The sequence below is a fragment of the Allobosea sp. 05T433 genome (assembly GCF_056396065.1).
Genome location: NZ_JBFTKS010000011.1, coordinates 27645 through 45533 on the forward strand (window position 1 = coordinate 27645; position 17889 = coordinate 45533).

The following is a 17889-nucleotide window of genomic DNA, read 5'->3' on the forward strand; positions in this document are numbered from 1 at the left end:
GCGCCTTAAACCGGCGCGCGCCTCGCCTTGGCAAGCCGATCAAAGCCTTGCAGCTCTGCGATCAGCGCAGGGAAGTCCGCGAGCGGCACCATGTTGGGGCCGTCCGACGGCGCATTGTCGGGGTCGGGATGGGTCTCGATGAAGAGGCCGGCGACGCCGACCGCGACCGCGGCCCGCGACAGCACGGGCACGAATTCGCGCTGACCGCCTGTGGAGGCGCCCTTGCCGCCCGGCTGCTGGACGGAATGCGTTGCGTCGAAGATCACCGGTGCCCCGATGCCGTCGGCCATGATCGGCAGCGACCGCATGTCGGTGACAAGCGTGTTGTAGCCGAAGGACGCTCCGCGCTCGGTGACCATGACATTCGGATTGCCACTCTCGGTGATCTTGGCCGCGACGTTGACCATGTCCCAGGGGGCCAGGAACTGGCCCTTCTTGACGTTGACGACGCGCCCGGTCTGTGCGGCTGCAACCAGCAGATCGGTCTGACGGCACAGGAAGGCAGGAATCTGCAGGACGTCGACGACCTCGGCCACGGCGGCGCATTGCCCGGCCTCGTGCACATCGGTCAGGACCGGCAGGCCGGTGCGTTCGCGGATCTCGGCGAAGACGGGCAGGGCGGCCTCGAGGCCCATGCCGCGCTGCCCCTTGACGCTGGTCCGGTTCGCCTTGTCGAAGGAGGTCTTGAAGACCAGTCCGATCTCAAGTCTTGCCGCTATCTCCTTGAGCGCAAGCGCGATTTCTAGCGCGTGCTCGCGGCTTTCCATCTGACAGGGGCCGGCGATCAGGGCAAGCGGCAGGGCGTTGCCGAAGCGGACCGGCCTCGCGAGGTCGGCGCCGATCGTGACGATGGCGTTGGCGGACATGGCGGCTCCAATGCGGTTGCTGGTGGCGGGCTTAGGTCGCTCGTCCGGCTGAGGTCAAGCCGGGGCCGCAGCTCAGGTCACCTCGAACCAGGTCCAGAGACCGAGATCGAAGCGCTCCAGCACGGTCGACGAAATCAGCCAGCGGCCAGGATTGTCGGCGATGAAGGCGATGTGCAGCCGCCGCCCTTCGGGGATCTGGACGGTATCGAGGAAATAGGGCTCCCAGCCGTCGTCGAGCGGATGCAGCAGGCGAAAACTATGGCCGTGGACATGGAACGGCTGCAGGAAAGCAGTGCGATTATCGATCGCGATCACCACCGGCGCGCCGCGCCTGACGCTGAAGAGGGGCTTGGCATCAGGCGTGCCGACTGCACCGTTAATCGCCCAGGGCCGGGCGAGATCGAGGCCGGAGAGGTCCAGTTTGCTGTCGGCGGTGACCTTGGCTCCGCCGGTCACGACGACTTCGCTACGCTTGGCGTCCTGCAGTCGCACGGCGAGCGGCAAGGCCGGATTCGGCTTGAGCGCAGCGACCTCGCCTGCCGCCGCCTGCCTTGCTCCCTCCGCGACGAAGCGCAGCAGAGGAACGCCCGAGCCGGTCAGCGCCGTGACCATTGCTGTGGCCCCCGCTTCGTCCGGCATGTCGAAGACGAGATCGTAGCGCGTGCCGGGGGCGAAGGGCAGCTGAGCGCGCACGGGTTCGAAATTATCGGTCGGCTGGCTGTCGACGGCCATGACGAAGGGCTTGATGCCGTCGAAACGCAGCCGCGTGATCCGGGCATTGCAGGCATTGGCGAGGCGCAACCGAACGCGTGCCCCCGGGAGCACCGCGATGCGCTGCGGCGGCGCCTTGCCATTGACGGTGATCCAGTTACCGAGCCGGCCGGCGGCGGCTCCTTCGGGCCCCTTCGCGTCAAAGGCCTGGATCGATTGGTCGTCGCCCAGCAGCCAGTCGGTCACCACCACCGGCAGGTCGAGATCGACGCGTGGCGGCTCAGTCTCCTCAACGATGAGCAGGCCGGCCAGGCCGCGTCCTGCCGGCTCGGACGAGGCGCCGACGAGGAGAGGGCGATACAGGAAGAAGCCCGAATCGGGCGGCGTCAGCCGGTATTCGAAGCTGGCTCCCGGCGCGATCGGCTGCTGGCTGAAGCCTCCGACGCCATCCATCTCGGACGATCCGCGCAGGCCATGCCAATGCAGGCTCAGCGGTCTCGTCGTTCGGTTCTCCAGCCGGAGCCGCAGCGTCTGTCCCAGCTTGATCCGCAATACGGGCCCAGGCGTTTCACCGTCGACGGCCCAGACTTCGCTCTCCGGGGCCGGAGGCGGCCGCAGGCGTGTCTTCGCCGGGCCGGCAACGAGGTTCCGGTTCGGCAGCGCGGCTGAATCGGCGTTCTCCGTCCGGGACTTCACTGGGGTGGTGGCCGGCAAGGATTGTGCGCCCGCCTCGCCCAGGACTGCACAGGCGCCCAGTCCCGCCAGCACGATGCGCCGTGTCGGCATGGTCGCCTGGCAACTGTGAGAAGGAGGACGGCGAGCGCTTCTGTCGGTCATGGCAAGCGGCATAATCCGTGGCGCGCGATCTGGCGAGAGGCCGGTATGGCGCCCCTGATTCAACGGCTTCGCAGAACCGTCGCATTTTTTTGCTGCATGCCGCGCCTGAAATGCGTATAGCACCGCGGCCCAACGATGGCGGCGCTGCGTTTGCTCGCGCGCAGCGCATCGGGTCGGCGGGCGTGGCGGAATTGGTAGACGCACTGGATTTAGGTTCCAGCGGCGAAAGTCGTGGGGGTTCGAGTCCCTCCGCCCGCACCAGACTTGGCCGGATTTCTCAAGCGCGGCGGCGGGCAACCCGACGGCGCGCGTTTGGATTTTTGAATTAACGAGCAGTTGGCGGAACGAAACAATGAACGTGACCGAAACCCTGTCCCAGGGCCTCAAGCGCGAATTCCAGGTGGTGCTGAACGCTGCCGACCTCAAGACCAGGCTCGATGATGGCCTGCAGGGCCTGCAGGGCAAGGCGCGTATCAACGGTTTCCGCCCCGGCAAGGTACCGGTCGCGCATCTGCGCCGGCTCTATGGCCGTTCGGTCATGGCCGATGTGCTGCAGAATGCAGTCAACGAGGCCAACCAGAAGATCGTCGCGGATAACGGCCTGAAGCTCGCTTTCGAGCCGCAGATCCGGTTCCCGGAGAACAAGGACGAGATCGAGGCCGCGATGGAGGCCAAGGGCGACCTCGCCTTCACGGTCGCGCTCGAGGTCCTGCCGAAGATCGAACTCGCCGACATCTCCGACGTTTCCCTGGTCAAGCCGGTGGCGGAAGTGCCTGAGAGCGAAGTCGATGCCGCGCTCGAGCGCATGGCGTCGCAGAACCGCAGCTTCACCTCGAAGGGTGCGAAGGCCAAGGCCGAGAAGGGCGATCGCCTGATGATCTCCTTCGTCGGCACGCTCGAGGGCGAACCCTTCGACGGCGGCACCGGCGAGGGCATTCCGCTCGATCTCGGCGCGGGGCAGTTCATCCCGGGCTTCGAGGATCAGCTCGAGGGCGCCAAGACCGGCGAGAAGCGCACCGTCAAGGTGACGTTCCCGGAGAACTACACCGCGACCCACCTTGCCGGTAAGCCGGCCGAGTTCGAGGTCACCGTCGACGACGTGCAGGGTCCCGACGCCCTCAAGATCGACGACGAGCTCGCCAAGGGCTTCGGCATGGAGTCGCTCGATGCGCTCAAGAGCGCCGTTCGCGAGCAGATCGGCCGTGATTTCGGCGCCCAGTCGCGCCGCAAGATCAAGAAGAGCCTGCTCGACGCGCTTGATGGCAAGTACACGTTCGAGCTGCCGCCGACCCTGGTCGAGCAGGAGTTCGCTGCCGTCTGGAGCCAGGTCGAGGCCGACATGAAGGACGCGAAGAAGACCTTCGCGGACGAGAACACCACAGAGGACGAGGCTCGCGCCGAGTACCGCCGGATCGCCGAGCGCCGGGTGCGCCTGGGCCTCGTGCTTGCCGAAATCGGTGAGCAGGCCAAGGTTCAGATCTCGGATGACGAGGTCACCCAGGCCCTGGTCGAGCGAGTCCGTCAATTCCCCGGCCAGGAGAAGCAGGTCTGGGAGTTCTACCAGAAGAACCCGCAGGCTCTCGCGGAGATCCGCGCCCCGATCTTCGAGGAGAAGGTCGTCGACCATCTGCTCAGTCAGGTGAAGGTCGAGGACCAGACGGTCAGCCGCGAGGCGCTCTACGCCGATGAGGACGCCACCGAGGAGGCCGGTGAGGCCAAGCCGAAGAAGGCAGCCGCCAAGAAGGCCAAGAAGTCCGAGGCCAAGGCGGACGACGCTGCCAAGGCCGACGACGCTTCGGCCTGAGACTTTCGGAAACCTTGATTCAAGATTGGCGCCGCCCGGCAATGGCCAGGGCGGCGCTTCCCTTTTCAGCCACGATCTGCGTGCTTATGTGGATGGTATTCACGAAATCCGCTGATTCCCGGCGACCGCGACCCCAAGGACAGACCCATGCTGCGCGATCCGATCGAGACCTACAACAATCTCGTCCCGATGGTGGTCGAGCAGTCGAGCCGCGGTGAGCGCGCCTTCGACATCTACTCGCGCCTGCTGCGGGAACGCATCATCTTCCTGACCGGCCCGGTCGAGGATTTCTCCGCCTCGCTGATCGTGGCGCAGCTGCTGTTTCTCGAGGCCGAGAATCCGAAGAAGGAAATTTCCTTCTACATCAACTCGCCGGGCGGCGTGGTCACGTCGGGCCTGTCGATCTATGATACGATGCAATTCATCCGCTGCCCGGTCACGACATTGTGCGTCGGGCAGGCGGCCTCGATGGGCTCGCTGTTGCTGACCGCGGGCGCCAAGGACATGCGCTTCGCGCTGCCGAATGCGCGCATCATGGTGCACCAGCCCTCCGGCGGCTTTCAGGGCCAGGTCACCGATATCCTGATCCACGCGCGCGAGGTCGAGAACCTCAAGCGCCGGCTGAATGAGATCTATGTCAGGCATACCGGCCGCAACTACGACGAGGTCGAGGCTGCGCTCGAGCGCGACAACTTCATGACCGCCGAGGCGGCCCGTGATTTCGGCCTGATCGACAAGGTCATTGATCGGCGTCCGGAAGACGCCGCGGCCTGATCGGGCCGGAATGGAGAACCGGGCAGGGGCCGAAACACGCCTTGGGCGTTTCGGCCCCCGTCTGGTGTCGGCTGCGACGAGCCGCCCCGCTATCTGTGGGTTGGCTTGATCAGCCGGGCGTCCCATATTGATTTGGAAAGCGGCCCCATGCTTGCATGGGGACTCGGGTGAGCGGACAGGCGCAGCTGGTGTCCGGTTTTGGGTCAGGTTTTCAGGTCGGATGTCTCGACCTGACGCGTTAACCTAATAATCGCGAACTGAGCGGCCTATTATGACGGAGAGACGACGCCCGCATCCGCTTCGGCTGGTGTGGACCGACTCCGGAAATGGAGATGAACGATGAGTAAGGTCAGCAGCGGCGATTCGAAGAGCACGCTCTACTGCTCCTTCTGCGGCAAGAGCCAGCACGAGGTTCGCAAGCTGATTGCGGGACCGACCGTGTTCATCTGCGACGAGTGCGTCGAGCTCTGCATGGACATCATCCGCGAGGAATCCAAATCCGCGCTGGTGAAGTCGAAGGACGGCGTCCCGACCCCGCGCGAGATCCGCAAGGTGCTGGATGACTATGTCATCGGCCAGGACCACGCCAAGAAGGTGCTCTCGGTCGCGGTTCACAACCACTACAAGCGGCTTTCGCACGCGACGAAGCACAACGACGTCGAGCTGGCGAAGTCGAACATCCTGCTGATCGGGCCGACCGGTTCGGGCAAGACGCTGCTCGCGCAGACTCTCGCCCGCATCCTTGATGTGCCCTTCACGATGGCGGATGCGACGACGCTGACCGAGGCGGGCTATGTCGGCGAGGATGTCGAGAACATCATCCTGAAGCTGCTCCAGGCCTCCGACTACAATGTCGAGCGGGCACAGCGCGGCATCGTCTATATCGACGAGATCGACAAGATCAGCCGCAAGTCAGACAATCCCTCGATCACCCGCGACGTCTCGGGCGAGGGCGTCCAGCAGGCGCTGCTCAAGATCATGGAAGGCACGGTCGCCTCCGTGCCGCCGCAGGGCGGGCGCAAGCATCCCCAGCAGGAATTCCTGCAGGTCGACACCACCAACATCCTGTTCATCTGCGGCGGTGCCTTCGCCGGGCTGGACAAGATCATCTCCAGCCGTGGCAAGGGCACCTCGATCGGCTTCGGCGCGATTGTGAAGGCTCCGGACGACCGCCGTACCGGCGCGATCTTCCGTGAGGTCGAGCCCGAGGATCTGCTGAAATTTGGCCTGATCCCGGAATTCGTCGGCCGTCTGCCGGTTCTGGCGACGCTCGAGGATCTCGACKAGGCGGCGCTGAAGACGATCCTGACCGAACCGAAGAACGCGCTGGTGAAGCAGTATCAGCGCCTCTTCGAGATGGAGGATACCGAGCTCACCTTCACCGATGAGGCCGTCAGCCTGATCGCGCGCAAGGCGATCGAGCGCAAGACCGGTGCACGCGGCCTGCGTTCGATCATGGAGAGCATCCTGCTCGAGACCATGTACGAACTGCCAGGGCTGGAAGGCGTCGAGCAGGTCGTGATCGGGCCGGAGGCTGTCGAGAACAAGTCGCGTCCGCTCTTCATCTATGCGGAACGCGAGGAAGAAACGAAGTCGGCCTCGGCCTGAGCTCCGCTGAATTTGGCCATTTCGGGAACGCGCGCCTGTTGGCGCGCGTTTTGCGTTCGAGAGGCGGTTGCCTTGCCGGAACGCTCCTTGCGACAAAGCAACGTTGGAAGACGTCTTCGGCTTGCTTGAAAGCCGGCACAGAAGCCTCCACTTTAGGTGCACCTGCGAGAGTCGCGCGCCTTCTAAGGGCGGGGCCCGCGGGGGCGGTCAGGCGAATGGTCGTCTTGCCGCTTACGTCCGATCGTTCCGCCCATCAGGGGGTTCGCCGGGCGCAACTGCAAAGGATAAGTCATGACTGGCTCGGCGCCCCGCGCTCCTTTCGTTCCCGGCGAGACCGGCACCTATCCGGTTCTCCCCCTGCGCGACATCGTCGTTTTCCCGCATATGATCGTCCCGCTCTTCGTCGGGCGCGAGAAGTCCATTCGCGCCCTTGAGGAAGTGGTCAAGACCGACGGCCTGATCCTGCTTGCGACGCAGAAGAACGCCGGCGATGACGATCCGGCGACCAAGGACATTTATGAGATCGGCACGCTTGCCCGCGTGCTTCAGTTGCTGAAGCTGCCCGACTCCACCGTCAAGGTGTTGGTCGAGGGCGTCGGCCGCGCCAAGGCGACGTCCTATGTCGCCGAGGAAGCCTTCTATCAGGCTGATGCGATCGGGCTCTCCGAGGAAGAAGGCAAGAAGGTCGAGGTCGAGGCGCTCGGCCGCTCTGTCGTCAGCGAGTTCGAGAGCTATGTGAAGCTCAACAAGAAGATCTCGCCCGAGATCGTCGCCGCCGTCTCGCAGATCGACGAGCCCTCCAAGCTTGCCGACACGGTTGCCTCGCACCTGGCCGTCAAGATCGCCGACCGTCAGGCCGTGCTCGAGATCGTCAATGTTGCGCACCGGCTGGAGAAGGTGCTCTCGCTGATGGAAAGCGAGATGTCGGTTCTGCAGGTCGAGAAGCGCATCCGCTCGCGCGTCAAGCGCCAGATGGAGAAGACCCAGCGCGAGTACTATCTCAACGAGCAGATGAAGGCGATCCAGAAGGAGCTTGGCGACGGCGAGGAAGGCCGCGACGAGCTGGCCGAACTGGAAGAGCGCATCGTCAACACCAAGCTCTCCAAGGAAGCCCGCGACAAGGCGATGGCGGAGATGAAGAAGCTTCGCCAGATGTCGCCGATGTCGGCCGAGGCGACGGTGGTCCGCAACTATCTCGACTGGATGCTCGGCATTCCGTGGGGCAAGAAGTCGAAGATCAAGAAGGACCTCGCCGTCGCCCAGCAGGTGCTCGACGACGATCACTACGGTCTCGACAAGGTCAAGGACCGCATCGTCGAATATCTCGCCGTGCAGCAGCGCGCCAACCGGCTCGCCGGCCCGATCCTGTGCCTCGTCGGCCCTCCGGGTGTCGGCAAGACCTCGCTCGGCAAGTCGATCGCCAAGGCGACCGGCCGCGAGTTCGTGCGCATGTCGCTCGGCGGCGTGCGTGACGAGGCCGAGATCCGTGGCCACCGGCGCACCTATATCGGTTCGATGCCCGGCAAGATCATCCAGTCGATGAAGAAGGCGAAGACCGCCAATCCGCTCATCCTGCTCGATGAGATCGACAAGATGGGTCAGGACTTCCGTGGCGATCCCTCGGCGGCCCTGCTCGAGGTGCTTGATCCCGAGCAGAACGCCGCCTTCAACGACCACTATCTGGAGGTCGACTACGACCTCTCGAACGTCATGTTTGTGACCACGGCCAACACGCTGAACATTCCGCCGGCCCTTCTGGACCGCATGGAGGTGATCCGCATCGCTGGCTACACCGAGGAAGAAAAGGTCGAGATCTCTCGTCGTCACCTGATCCCGGAGACGATCAAGAAGCACGGCCTTGAATCCAAGGAATGGTCGATCGATGACGAGGCCCTGATGACGCTGATCCGGCGCTATACGCGCGAGGCCGGCGTCCGCAACCTCGAGCGCGAGCTTTCCAACACCGTGCGCAAGGCGGTGAAGGACATCATCCTGACCAAGAAGAAGAAGGTCGCGATCACCCCGACCGTGCTCGAGGACTATCTCGGCCCGCCGCGTTACCGCTATGGCGAAGCCGAGACCGAGGATCAGGTTGGTGTCGTCACGGGTCTTGCCTGGACGGAGGTCGGCGGCGAACTGCTGACGATCGAAGGCGTCATGATGCCCGGTCGGGGCAAGATGACCGTCACAGGCAATCTGCGGGACGTGATGAAGGAATCGATCTCGGCAGCGGCATCCTATGTCCGCTCGCGCGCCATCGATTTCGGTATCGAGCCGCCACTCTTCGAGCGGCGCGACATCCACGTCCACGTTCCCGAGGGGGCGACCCCGAAGGACGGTCCGTCGGCCGGTATCGCCATGGCGACTGCGATCGTCTCGGTGCTGACCGGCATTCCGACCCGTCGTGATCTTGCCATGACCGGCGAAGTCACGCTGCGGGGCAGGGTGCTGCCGATCGGCGGCCTCAAGGAGAAGCTCCTGGCTGCGCTGAGAGGCGGCATCAAGAAGGTGCTGATCCCCGAGGACAACGCCAAGGATCTGATCGACCTGCCGAAGTCGGTGAAGAGCGGCCTGGAGATCGTGCCGGTCGCACGCATGGAGCAGGTGCTCCAGCACGCGCTGATTCGCCAGCCGGTGCCGATCGTCTGGGAGGAGGACCTCTCGGCGGTTCGCCCCAAGGCGGCCGAGGATGACGCTTCGGGCGGACTCGTCGCCCACTGACGCGGTCATCCCGCACGACACACGAGTGACCAGAAGGCCGGCAGCATCGCTGCCGGCCTTTCTCGTTTCCGGATGGCTATCGTGATTGCGCTGGGCTCCGCTCGACCACCGTTCGCCGAAGAAGGCGCTTGAGCCGGTCCCTGGGTCATAGCTTACGCCGGGGGCGAGGAGCAGAGATGAGCAACCGATCCGACAGAAACAACCTGCTGGCCGCCCAGGAATGCGCCGAGCGCATTGGCCTGACGGCGCGTGCGCTACGCCTCTACGAGAAGCGCGGCCTGATCAAGCCGCGCCGCAGCGAGAAGGGGTGGCGGCTCTACGGCGCCGACGAGATCGCCCGCCTGCATGAAGTCCTTGCGCTGAAGCAGCTCGGGCTCAGCCTGGCACGCATCACCGCGCTGCTGCAGGGCAAGGCGGTCGATCTCGATCGCATCCTGACGCTGCAGCAAGCCGCCCTGCGGGAGCAGCACAGCCGTACCGAGCGTGGGCTGTCCCTGGTCGGGGCGGCGCGGGCGAAGCTGTCGACCGGCGGCTCATTGTCGACCGACGAACTGATCAAGCTGGCGAAGGAGGCCACGATGAGTGAAACGCAGACCGACGAAGTCGCCTGGCGGCGCTATGAGCAAGCGCGGCCGCGCTCCGCTATCACGATCGATCCGGCCCTGCTCGACGGCTATGTCGGGGACTACCGGCTCACCTCCGGGCTGATCCTGTCGATCAGCCGTAGAGGCGATGCGCTTCTTCTGGAATCGTCGGGGCAGATGCCCGTGGAACTCTTTGCCGAGAGCGCCACGAAGTTCTTTCTGAAGTTTCCAGCAGCGCAGGTCAGCTTTGTTCCCGGTCCTGGCGGGCGCGCCGAGGCCCTGGTCCTCCATCAGGATGGTCACGAATCGATGGCCGAGCGCATTAGCGCGGACGAGGCCCGGAGGATCGCAGAGGCGCTGGGCCGCAGGGTCCAGTCCAACCTCCCGCATCCCGACAGCGAGACGACACTGCGCCGCGTCATCGAGGAGCATCAGGCTGGACATCGCTATGTCGAGAAGATGAGCCCGGAGCTGGCTGTGGCCGTCGAGGAGCAGTTCTCCCTGGTGAGCGCTGCGTTGCTGGCCAAGGGGGCTCTGGAGGCGCTGCGCTTCAACGGCGTCGGACAGAGTGGGGTCGATGTCTATGAGGCGCGCTTCGCCGCGCCCGGCGTGCTGGAATGCGGAATCGGCTGGACTGACGACGGCGTGATTCACACCCTGTGGCTGCGACCAGTGCCATAGGCGCGAGAGCGTCTTCCGATTCGAAGCGAGAATCGACGGCGCGTGCTGACGGCGAATCTGCAGCGCCTGCGGCGGTCACTTCGACGCATCAAGCAGGTCGTGACGGAGCGCTCGAAACCGTGCTTGGACCACACCGAAAACAATGAGAGGCAAAGGCGGGAGGAGCAGTCATCCCGGGGCCCAACATCATCCAAAAACCGCTTGTAACGGTGGATGCGAATTTTCATCTATCTGCTTGAGATAAATGGCGCGGGCGACGGGGCTCGAACCCGCGACCTCCGGCGTGACAGGCCGGCACTCTAACCAACTGAGCTACGCCCGCGCTGGGCGGCTAAGGCGTCTTGGCCTCAGCGAGGTTGGGATTAGGGTGCCGGGCCGGCGGTGTCAAGCGCGAGGTGCCGGCAAAATTCATCTTCCCCAAATTCCAAACCGTCGGGTGCGCCGGCAGGCGCAAGCCGCTGACTTTTGCAGTGCAAAACGAGACACAAGTCGCCTCAAACTCGATTTCATCGGCACTTTCGGCTGCTCGCATGATCCGTCGCGCGCCGTGAAAGCTCGAACCGGGCAGAGGCCCAGAACCCCTAAAAAGGGCCGGGGACCGGTCCAAAGATGGATTCGGCGGGCTCCTCAGCCGAAGCACCTCAGCCGAGTTATCAACAGGCCGGTTCGGCCGACAACTTTCGAACACGCTCGCAACGGCCACCCCCATTGGAGAGGGCGGCTTCATGGCATCGCGGAGCGGCGAGCCGGCTCCATTGCCGGCTTTTTGTTCGCACATGAATCCGCTTGCCGGCCGAAATCTGCTCATGCTTACCTGTGGTTAACCAACAGTCCCGGGCGGGGGCGAAACGATGACGGACGCGACGCGCATTCGACAATTGCGAGCGGAACTCTGCCTCCGGCTTGAGGCGCATGGCGTCGCAGATCCGCGGGCAGCGCAGATGATCGACCCGATCGGGATGGTAACCAGCTGGCCGCCGGGTGAGCCTGTGGAGCAGGCTGGCGACCACCCGGCGCTGCTCCGTTCAGAGGCTCGCGACGCTCACATACTGGGCTGTCTCGATGGCGCGATCCGTCAGATCTCCCGGCGATGATCGGTGCGGGGCGACACGATCGGAAAACTGCTCGAACAGCTGAGCGAAACGACGGGGCACGGTCCAGGGGAGGCGCCAGCAGCTCTCATCTCCCCGGCCCTGGACTGGTCGGATTGTGCGGATGGCAGCGAGCGTGGCTGTTGATCCTCGTCTTGCTGCTGCTGTGGGTGGCTCCCTGGATCATCGTGCACGTCACGAGAACGGCGTCCCTGTGAACGGCTCGGCGACCTCTGCGGCGTTGTCCGCGCGCACAGGATGACGACACTTCACGGCCGGTGCCTTGCAAAAGGGTCAAAGGGCCGTCGCATGTACGGTGCAATCAACCACCCAGCCGATCGAGCGTGCAGAACAGGGCTATGGGCAGGATCGACACCCGTTGCCGCGACAGCCTGAACGAATTCCTGGGGGCGGCAATCGCGGACGGAATGGGGCTAGATGAGCACACCGGCCGCGCGCTCTGCCGGAAGCAGGGCGGGAACTGGCCTGAATTCATGGTGCTGGGCGCTGGTGGGCGGTGACGGGCTCGAACCGCCGACCCTCTCGGTGTAAACGAGATGCTCTACCAACTGAGCTAACCGCCCCTCCGAGTTGCGGTTTAAGGCTTCATCGCCGCGCCTTCAAGCCTTGAGAGCGGGGGAAGCCAGGATAAGGCCTCACCAGTCTCACCAGGGCCGGCGTGGTCCGGTGTCGATGTGGATAAGTCCGTTCCAATAGACCTTGTGGCCGCCGACCTCCGGCAGCGAGCGGGCATAGTCGAGCACGACGCGCGGCCGCACGCCGGGTACGCGGAAATCCATGGCCTCACAGCGCTTATGATAGGAGCCGCGCCGGGCGCGCCAGGGCGGCCGCCAGGTCGAGGTCACCTTCACGGCTCCGTACTTGTCGGCAATCTTGCCGAGAATCGATTTGAGCAATTGCGGCAGGCAGGCGGTCGAGGTGCCGGGGTCAGTCGAGATGCCCGGCCGGTCCGGTTTTTCGTCCGGATCGAAGGCCGGCTCCGCTCCGGCCTTCTGGCCGGGTGTCAGCTTCGGCCATTCCGGGCCTTCATCTTCATCGGGCTCCGTGACGGCAGGCGAATTCGGGGCCGGCGGAGAATCGGCCTGCTCGGCGACTGGCACGGGAGTAAGAACCGGGGCGGCCGGGGGAGGGACCACGATGGCAGGCATCGCCGCCTTTGCCGGCAGGTCCAGATCGAAGGGCCGTCCGGGCGGGAGCGGCGCCAGCATCATCTGGCCGTCCTCTGCGCCGGCGTGAGATGCCGACAAGGCGAAGACGATCGCGAGCAGCGGCAACGGGAACCTGAGCGGCAGAGGCGATCCGATATTTCCTGTAGGCAAGGGCTTAGGCAAAGGCATCTCAGGGGGTGGGCGCTGGCAGGAAGACGGCGCGTGTCTCGGCGCCGAGGAGCGGAAGCTGCGGCGTCTTTGCGCAGAGCGAGAGAAGTTCGGCAGGCGCCGCGGTGACCTTCTCGACGTCGAGCAACGGACGCTGCGCACCGCCGGCATAATAGCCGGCGAGCCACAGCACGAGCTGACTCTGGTCGTTGCTGATCATGGCGCTGAACTCGGCGCAGGTCGCGCGGGCGAGATCGATACTCTCGGCATGTGTTGCGCCGGCGGGGGCGAGCAAGCTCCCGGCCAGAGTCGCGAGCGCCGCGATACGGTGGAGTGGTCGGACCATGCGTCTCGCTCCTGGGGCGGCTGATTCCCGCAATAAAGCCGATTCGTAACCATCTTGTCGCGGCGTGCGCCTGCTACTTGGTGCGAGCTATCGGTTTTGCGGTAAAAATTGCGTGCAATGCGTCTGGTTCATTGCCGTGGCGCGGTTGTGCGACGCGGCGAACCCTTGCGTGATTCTAGAGTAGGGGCTAATCGACTGCCGATGCGTGTGCCGCGGGTCTGGGCCCGCGAAGCGAGGTTGTCCATGCAAGCATTACCTGTACCGTCCTTGCTGAGCGACTACCTGCCGCTGGCCATCTTCATCGGCGTTTCCATGGTCATCGGTCTTGCGCTGCTGATCGCACCGTTCGCCGTCGCGTATTCAAAACCGGACGCTGAAAAGCTCTCCGCCTATGAGTGCGGTTTCAACGCGTTCGATGACGCGCGCATGAAGTTCGATGTCCGCTTCTATCTGGTCTCGATCCTGTTCATCATCTTCGATCTCGAGGTCGCCTTCCTGTTTCCCTGGGCGGTCGCGTTCGGCGATCTCGGCTGGTATGGTTTTTGGTCAATGATGATCTTTTTGGGCGTCCTGACCGTCGGATTCGTCTACGAATGGCGCAAGGGCGCGTTGGAGTGGGACTAACCGCCGGCTCGCGAGGCGCCGCCTCGGTGTTGATCTGACGGTAACGGGTTCACAAGGGTAGTTTCATGGCAATCACAGCGATCGACCGCGGCGATCCGCTCGTCGCGCCCGCGCCCCGGGGGCTGCTCGGCCCGGACGGGAAGCCGGTGGGTGCGCGCGATCCCTTCTTCGTCGAGATCAACAACGAACTCGCGGACAAGGGTTTCCTCGTCACGGCGACCGACGACCTGATCAACTGGTCGCGTACCGGATCGCTGATGTGGATGACCTTCGGCCTCGCCTGTTGCGCCGTCGAGATGATGCAGCTGTCGATGCCGCGCTATGACGTCGAGCGCTTCGGCTTCGCGCCACGCGCGTCCCCGCGCCAGTCCGACGTGATGATCGTTGCCGGAACGCTGACCAACAAGATGGCTCCGGCGCTGCGCAAGGTCTATGACCAGATGCCCGAGCCGCGCTACGTCATCTCGATGGGCTCCTGCGCCAATGGCGGCGGCTATTACCACTATAGCTACTCGGTGGTGCGCGGCTGCGACMGCATCGTGCCGATCGACATCTATGTGCCCGGCTGCCCCCCGACTGCGGAAGCGCTGCTCTATGGCGTGCTGCTACTGCAGAAGAAGATTCGGCGTACCGGCACGATCGAACGCTAACGCCCCCGCACCCTGGCGGGGATTGCTCCGGTCGTGACGATGCGAGCGGCGAAAAGGTTGAGGTTGAGATGAGCGAAGAGCTCGTGACACTCGGTGAAGAGATCAAGGCTGCGCTGCCCGGCGCGGTCGTGAACGCTGTCGTCGCCTTCGATGAGCTGACGGTCGAGGCCGAGGCTGCGTCGATCGTCCAGGTCATGGCGACGCTTCGCGACGATCCGCGCTTTCGCTTCGTGAACTTCACCGATATCGCCGGCGCCGATTATCCCGCACGCGAGAAGCGCTTCGACGTCGTCTATCATCTGCTGTCGCCGCGCCATAACCGGCGTATCCGCGTCAAGGTGCAGACCGACGAGGCGATCCCGGTTCCGTCGATCATCGATGTCTTCCCGGCCGCGAACTGGTACGAGCGCGAGGCCTATGACTTCTATGGAATCCTGTTCTCGGGGCACCCGGATCTGCGTCGAATCCTCACCGATTACGGGTTCGAGGGCTATCCGCTGCGCAAGGACTTCCCGCTGACCGGCTTCGTCGAGGTTCGCTATGACGACGAGCAGAAGCGGGTCGTCTACGAACCCGTGAAGCTCAGCCAGGAATTCAGGAATTTCGACTTTTTGAGTCCCTGGGAAGGCACGGATTACGTGCTGCCAGGTGACGAGAAGGCGAAGGGAGCCTGAACGCGATGGCTGCTGCCGACAAATCCCTGTCCGGAGGCTGTCTCTGCGGTGCGGTCCGCTTTGCGGCCGTGCCGGAGAAGCTGGAAATGGATGTCTGCCATTGCGGCATGTGCCGGAAATGGAGCGGCGGCACCTTCATGGCCGTGCCATGCACCGGGGTCACGGTAGACGATGACGCGTCGCTCAGCGTGTATCCGTCGTCCGACTGGGGCGAGCGCGTGTTCTGCAGGACCTGCGGCTCCAGCCTGTTCTGGCGGCTGCGCGGCGGAGAGGGGCATGTCGCCGTCTCCTTGCAGAGCTTCGACGACCTTTCGCCCTTTGCCTTCACCGAAGAAATCTTCATCGACGAGAAGCCAGCGCTCTATGCCTTTGCAGGAGAGCGGCCGCGCAAGACCGGCGCGCAGGTCGTCGCCGAATTCGCCGCGAAACAGGCGGGCTGAGAATGACCGAGCACAACATCCGCAATTTCTCGATCAATTTCGGGCCGCAGCACCCGGCGGCACACGGCGTGCTGCGCCTCGTGTTGGAGCTCGACGGTGAGATCGTCGAGCGCGTCGATCCGCATATCGGCTTGCTGCATCGCGGCACCGAGAAGCTGATCGAAGCCAAGACCTATCTGCAGGCGCTGCCCTATTTCGACCGGCTCGACTATGTCGCGCCGATGAACCAGGAGCATGCCTATTCGCTCGCGGTCGAGAAGCTGATGGGGGTGACCGTGCCGCGGCGCGGCCAGCTCATCCGCGTGCTCTATTCCGAGATCGGCCGCATCCTCTCGCATATCCTCAACGTCACCACGCAGGCGATGGACGTCGGTGCGCTGACGCCGCCGCTCTGGGGCTTCGAGGAACGCGAGAAGCTGATGATCTTCTATGAGCGGGCCTGTGGCGCGCGCATGCATGCGGCCTATGTCCGGCCGGGCGGCGTTCACCAGGACCTGCCGCCCTCGCTGATCCACGATATCGCCGAATGGTGCGACCCCTTCCTCAAGGTCTGCGACGACCTCGAAGGACTGCTCACCGACAATCGCATCTTCAAGCAGCGCAATGTCGATATCGGCGTCGTCGATCTCGACACCTGCTGGAAATGGGGCTTCTCGGGCGTGATGGTGCGCGGCTCCGGCGCCGCCTGGGACCTGCGCAAGAGCCAGCCTTACGAATGCTATGAGGAGATGGAATTCGACATCCCCATCGGCAAGAACGGCGACTGCTACGACCGCTACTGCATCCGCATGGAAGAGATGCGCCAATCCGTGCGCATCATGAAGCAGTGCTGCGAGAAGCTGCTGGCTGCCGATGGTGGCGGCCCGGTCTCCTCGCTGGACGGCAAGATGGTGCCGCCGAAGCGCGGCGAGATGAAGCGCTCGATGGAAGCGCTCATCCATCATTTCAAGCTCTACACCGAGGGCTACAAGGTCCCCGAAGGCGAGGTCTATGCCGCCGTCGAAGCGCCAAAGGGCGAGTTCGGCGTCTATCTCGTCTCCGACGGAACCAACAAGCCCTATCGCTGCAAGATCAAGGCTCCGGGCTTCGCCCATCTCCAGGCCATGGATTTCATGTGCCGCAAGCACATGCTGGCGGACGTCTCCGCAATCCTCGGCTCTCTCGACATCGTTTTTGGTGAGGTGGACCGCTAATGTCCGTCCGTCGTCTCGCGCCCGATCACGTTCAACCCGCGTCCTTCGCCTTCACTGCGGCGAACGAGAACTGGGCTGATCAGCAGATCGCCAAATATCCGGAAGGCCGGCAGGCTTCCGCCGTGATTCCGCTGTTGTGGAAGGCCCAGGAACAGCATCACGGCTGGGTTCCGCGCGCCGCGATCGAGGCCGTGGCGAAGAAGCTCGCGATGGCACCGATGCGCGTGCTGGAGATCGCGACCTTCTACACCATGTTCAATCTGCAGCCGGTCGGAGCCCATTTCATCCAGCTCTGCGGCACGACCCCTTGCGCGCTGCGCGGAGCCGAGGCGCTGAAGAAGGTCTGCGAGGACGTCATCGGCCCGCAATCGACCGTATCTGCCGATGGCAAGCTGTCCTGGCTCGAGGTCGAATGCCTCGGCGCCTGCTGCAACGCCCCGATGGCGCAGGTCAATTTCGACTATTACGAAGACCTGACGCCCGAGAATTTCCGCGCGCTCCTCGACGATCTGCGACATGATCGGCCGACGAAGCCCGGCCCGCAGATCGACCGCTCCTGCTCGGAACCGGTCGGCGGTGGCGAAACGCTGAAGGATCCGGGCCTTTATGACGGCTCCGTGATCGGGGCCGGCAACTGGCAGGCTCGCGTCACCGAACAGCGCAAGGCAGCGGCCGAGGCTGCAGCTGCCACGGCTGCGGCGGAGGCAGCGGCCAAGGCGGCTGAGGCGACGCCGGCAGCGGTTGCGACCAAGCTTGCTACCGAGACGGCGGCTCCCGCCCGTCCGAAGCCTTCTTCCCCGGCCCAGCCTGCGGGCTCCGCGCAGGACACACCGGCAGCCGGCGGCAAGGTCGACAAGGACGCCGTTGCTGAATCTGCGAAGCCGGCCGATGCGCCGGCGCGCCGTACGCGCGCTGCCAAGCCCAGCGACAAGCCGAAAGAGTGAGGCG

15 protein-coding genes and 3 tRNA genes are annotated in these 17889 nt (G+C 64.3%); 12 read left to right on the forward strand and 6 right to left on the reverse strand.

The genetic code is table 11. The features are described from left to right. Positions 1-5: 5 nt before the first annotated feature. Positions 6-866 carry a 3-deoxy-8-phosphooctulonate synthase gene (gene kdsA, locus AC1DGP_RS16705; RefSeq protein ID WP_441505498.1) on the reverse strand — a complete coding sequence of 287 codons (861 nt, stop codon included), beginning with the start codon at positions 864-866 and terminating at the stop codon, positions 6-8. 72 nt (positions 867-938) lie between these two features. Beyond that, positions 939-2363, reverse strand: a complete 1425-nt coding sequence (locus tag AC1DGP_RS16710; protein ID WP_441505499.1) for a multicopper oxidase family protein — start codon at positions 2361-2363, stop codon at positions 939-941. Between the two features lie 227 nt (positions 2364-2590). Between AC1DGP_RS16710 and AC1DGP_RS16715 the strand changes: the two genes are divergently transcribed. The 6 genes from AC1DGP_RS16715 to AC1DGP_RS16740 all read left to right on the forward strand — a co-directional run bounded on the left by AC1DGP_RS16715 (position 2591) and on the right by AC1DGP_RS16740 (position 10586). Continuing rightward, positions 2591-2675 (forward strand) — tRNA-Leu (locus tag AC1DGP_RS16715). Positions 2676-2766: 91 nt separating this feature from the next. Further along, complete coding sequence (gene tig, locus AC1DGP_RS16720; protein WP_441491881.1) at positions 2767-4218, forward strand: trigger factor; 1452 nt, start codon at positions 2767-2769, stop codon at positions 4216-4218. 147 nt (positions 4219-4365) lie between these two features. Beyond that, a complete protein-coding gene (locus AC1DGP_RS16725) occupies positions 4366-4992 on the forward strand; it encodes an ATP-dependent Clp protease proteolytic subunit (RefSeq protein ID WP_441480223.1) in 627 nt (208 codons plus the stop codon). A 339-nt stretch (positions 4993-5331) separates the two neighbouring features. Beyond that, entirely contained in the window at positions 5332-6600 is a 1269-nt protein-coding gene (gene clpX / locus AC1DGP_RS16730; protein WP_476832323.1) for an ATP-dependent Clp protease ATP-binding subunit ClpX, read from the forward strand. 291 nt (positions 6601-6891) lie between these two features. Further along, complete coding sequence (lon, locus tag AC1DGP_RS16735; protein ID WP_069880649.1) at positions 6892-9321, forward strand: endopeptidase La; 2430 nt, start codon at positions 6892-6894, stop codon at positions 9319-9321. Between the two features lie 176 nt (positions 9322-9497). Continuing rightward, positions 9498-10586, forward strand: coding sequence for a MerR family transcriptional regulator (locus tag AC1DGP_RS16740; protein ID WP_441505500.1), 1089 nt, complete (start codon positions 9498-9500; stop codon positions 10584-10586). A gap of 245 nt (positions 10587-10831) precedes the next feature. Here AC1DGP_RS16740 and AC1DGP_RS16745 read toward each other — a convergent pair. From AC1DGP_RS16745 to AC1DGP_RS16760, 4 genes are all read right to left on the reverse strand, one after another. Then, positions 10832-10908 (reverse strand) — tRNA-Asp (locus AC1DGP_RS16745). Between the two features lie 1277 nt (positions 10909-12185). Then, positions 12186-12261, reverse strand: a tRNA-Val gene (locus AC1DGP_RS16750). Between the two features lie 81 nt (positions 12262-12342). Continuing rightward, complete coding sequence (locus AC1DGP_RS16755; protein WP_441505501.1) at positions 12343-12972, reverse strand: YcbK family protein; 630 nt, start codon at positions 12970-12972, stop codon at positions 12343-12345. 64 nt (positions 12973-13036) lie between these two features. Continuing rightward, positions 13037-13360 (reverse strand): HdeA/HdeB family chaperone, encoded by a 324-nt coding sequence (locus AC1DGP_RS16760; RefSeq protein WP_441505502.1) that lies wholly within the window; start codon positions 13358-13360, stop codon positions 13037-13039. A gap of 243 nt (positions 13361-13603) precedes the next feature. On the opposite strand from AC1DGP_RS16760, the gene AC1DGP_RS16765 reads away from it, so the two are divergent. The 6 genes from AC1DGP_RS16765 to nuoE all read left to right on the forward strand — a co-directional run bounded on the left by AC1DGP_RS16765 (position 13604) and on the right by nuoE (position 17885). Then, on the forward strand, positions 13604-13984 hold the full coding sequence (locus tag AC1DGP_RS16765; protein WP_069882720.1) for an NADH-quinone oxidoreductase subunit A: 381 nt from the start codon (positions 13604-13606) through the stop codon (positions 13982-13984). A 65-nt stretch (positions 13985-14049) separates the two neighbouring features. Continuing rightward, on the forward strand, positions 14050-14634 hold the full coding sequence (locus tag AC1DGP_RS16770; protein ID WP_476832324.1) for a NuoB/complex I 20 kDa subunit family protein: 585 nt from the start codon (positions 14050-14052) through the stop codon (positions 14632-14634). Between the two features lie 68 nt (positions 14635-14702). Beyond that, a complete protein-coding gene (locus tag AC1DGP_RS16775; RefSeq protein WP_441505503.1) occupies positions 14703-15308 on the forward strand; it encodes an NADH-quinone oxidoreductase subunit C in 606 nt (201 codons plus the stop codon). A 5-nt stretch (positions 15309-15313) separates the two neighbouring features. Further along, positions 15314-15748, forward strand: a complete 435-nt coding sequence (locus AC1DGP_RS16780) for a GFA family protein (RefSeq protein ID WP_441491875.1) — start codon at positions 15314-15316, stop codon at positions 15746-15748. A gap of 2 nt (positions 15749-15750) precedes the next feature. Next, positions 15751-16941, forward strand: coding sequence for an NADH-quinone oxidoreductase subunit D (locus AC1DGP_RS16785; RefSeq protein ID WP_069880658.1), 1191 nt, complete (start codon positions 15751-15753; stop codon positions 16939-16941). After that, positions 16941-17885: an NADH-quinone oxidoreductase subunit NuoE gene (gene nuoE, locus AC1DGP_RS16790; RefSeq protein ID WP_441505504.1), complete on the forward strand. Its 945-nt coding sequence runs from the start codon at positions 16941-16943 to the stop codon at positions 17883-17885. Before AC1DGP_RS16785 ends, nuoE begins: the two co-directional genes overlap by 1 nt. Positions 17886-17889: the final 4 nt, after the last annotated feature.

Coding starts and splice junctions, on each gene's coding strand:
- kdsA (WP_441505498.1), bottom strand. CDS start 866: ATGTCCGCCAACGCCATCGTCACGATCGGCGCCGACCTCGCGAGGCCG.
- AC1DGP_RS16710 (WP_441505499.1), bottom strand. CDS start 2,363: ATGCCGACACGGCGCATCGTGCTGGCGGGACTGGGCGCCTGTGCAGTC.
- tig (WP_441491881.1), top strand. CDS start 2,767: ATGAACGTGACCGAAACCCTGTCCCAGGGCCTCAAGCGCGAATTCCAG.
- AC1DGP_RS16725 (WP_441480223.1), top strand. CDS start 4,366: ATGCTGCGCGATCCGATCGAGACCTACAACAATCTCGTCCCGATGGTG.
- lon (WP_069880649.1), top strand. CDS start 6,892: ATGACTGGCTCGGCGCCCCGCGCTCCTTTCGTTCCCGGCGAGACCGGC.
- AC1DGP_RS16740 (WP_441505500.1), top strand. CDS start 9,498: ATGAGCAACCGATCCGACAGAAACAACCTGCTGGCCGCCCAGGAATGC.
- AC1DGP_RS16760 (WP_441505502.1), bottom strand. CDS start 13,360: ATGGTCCGACCACTCCACCGTATCGCGGCGCTCGCGACTCTGGCCGGG.
- AC1DGP_RS16765 (WP_069882720.1), top strand. CDS start 13,604: ATGCAAGCATTACCTGTACCGTCCTTGCTGAGCGACTACCTGCCGCTG.
- AC1DGP_RS16775 (WP_441505503.1), top strand. CDS start 14,703: ATGAGCGAAGAGCTCGTGACACTCGGTGAAGAGATCAAGGCTGCGCTG.
- AC1DGP_RS16780 (WP_441491875.1), top strand. CDS start 15,314: ATGGCTGCTGCCGACAAATCCCTGTCCGGAGGCTGTCTCTGCGGTGCG.
- AC1DGP_RS16785 (WP_069880658.1), top strand. CDS start 15,751: ATGACCGAGCACAACATCCGCAATTTCTCGATCAATTTCGGGCCGCAG.
- nuoE (WP_441505504.1), top strand. CDS start 16,941: ATGTCCGTCCGTCGTCTCGCGCCCGATCACGTTCAACCCGCGTCCTTC.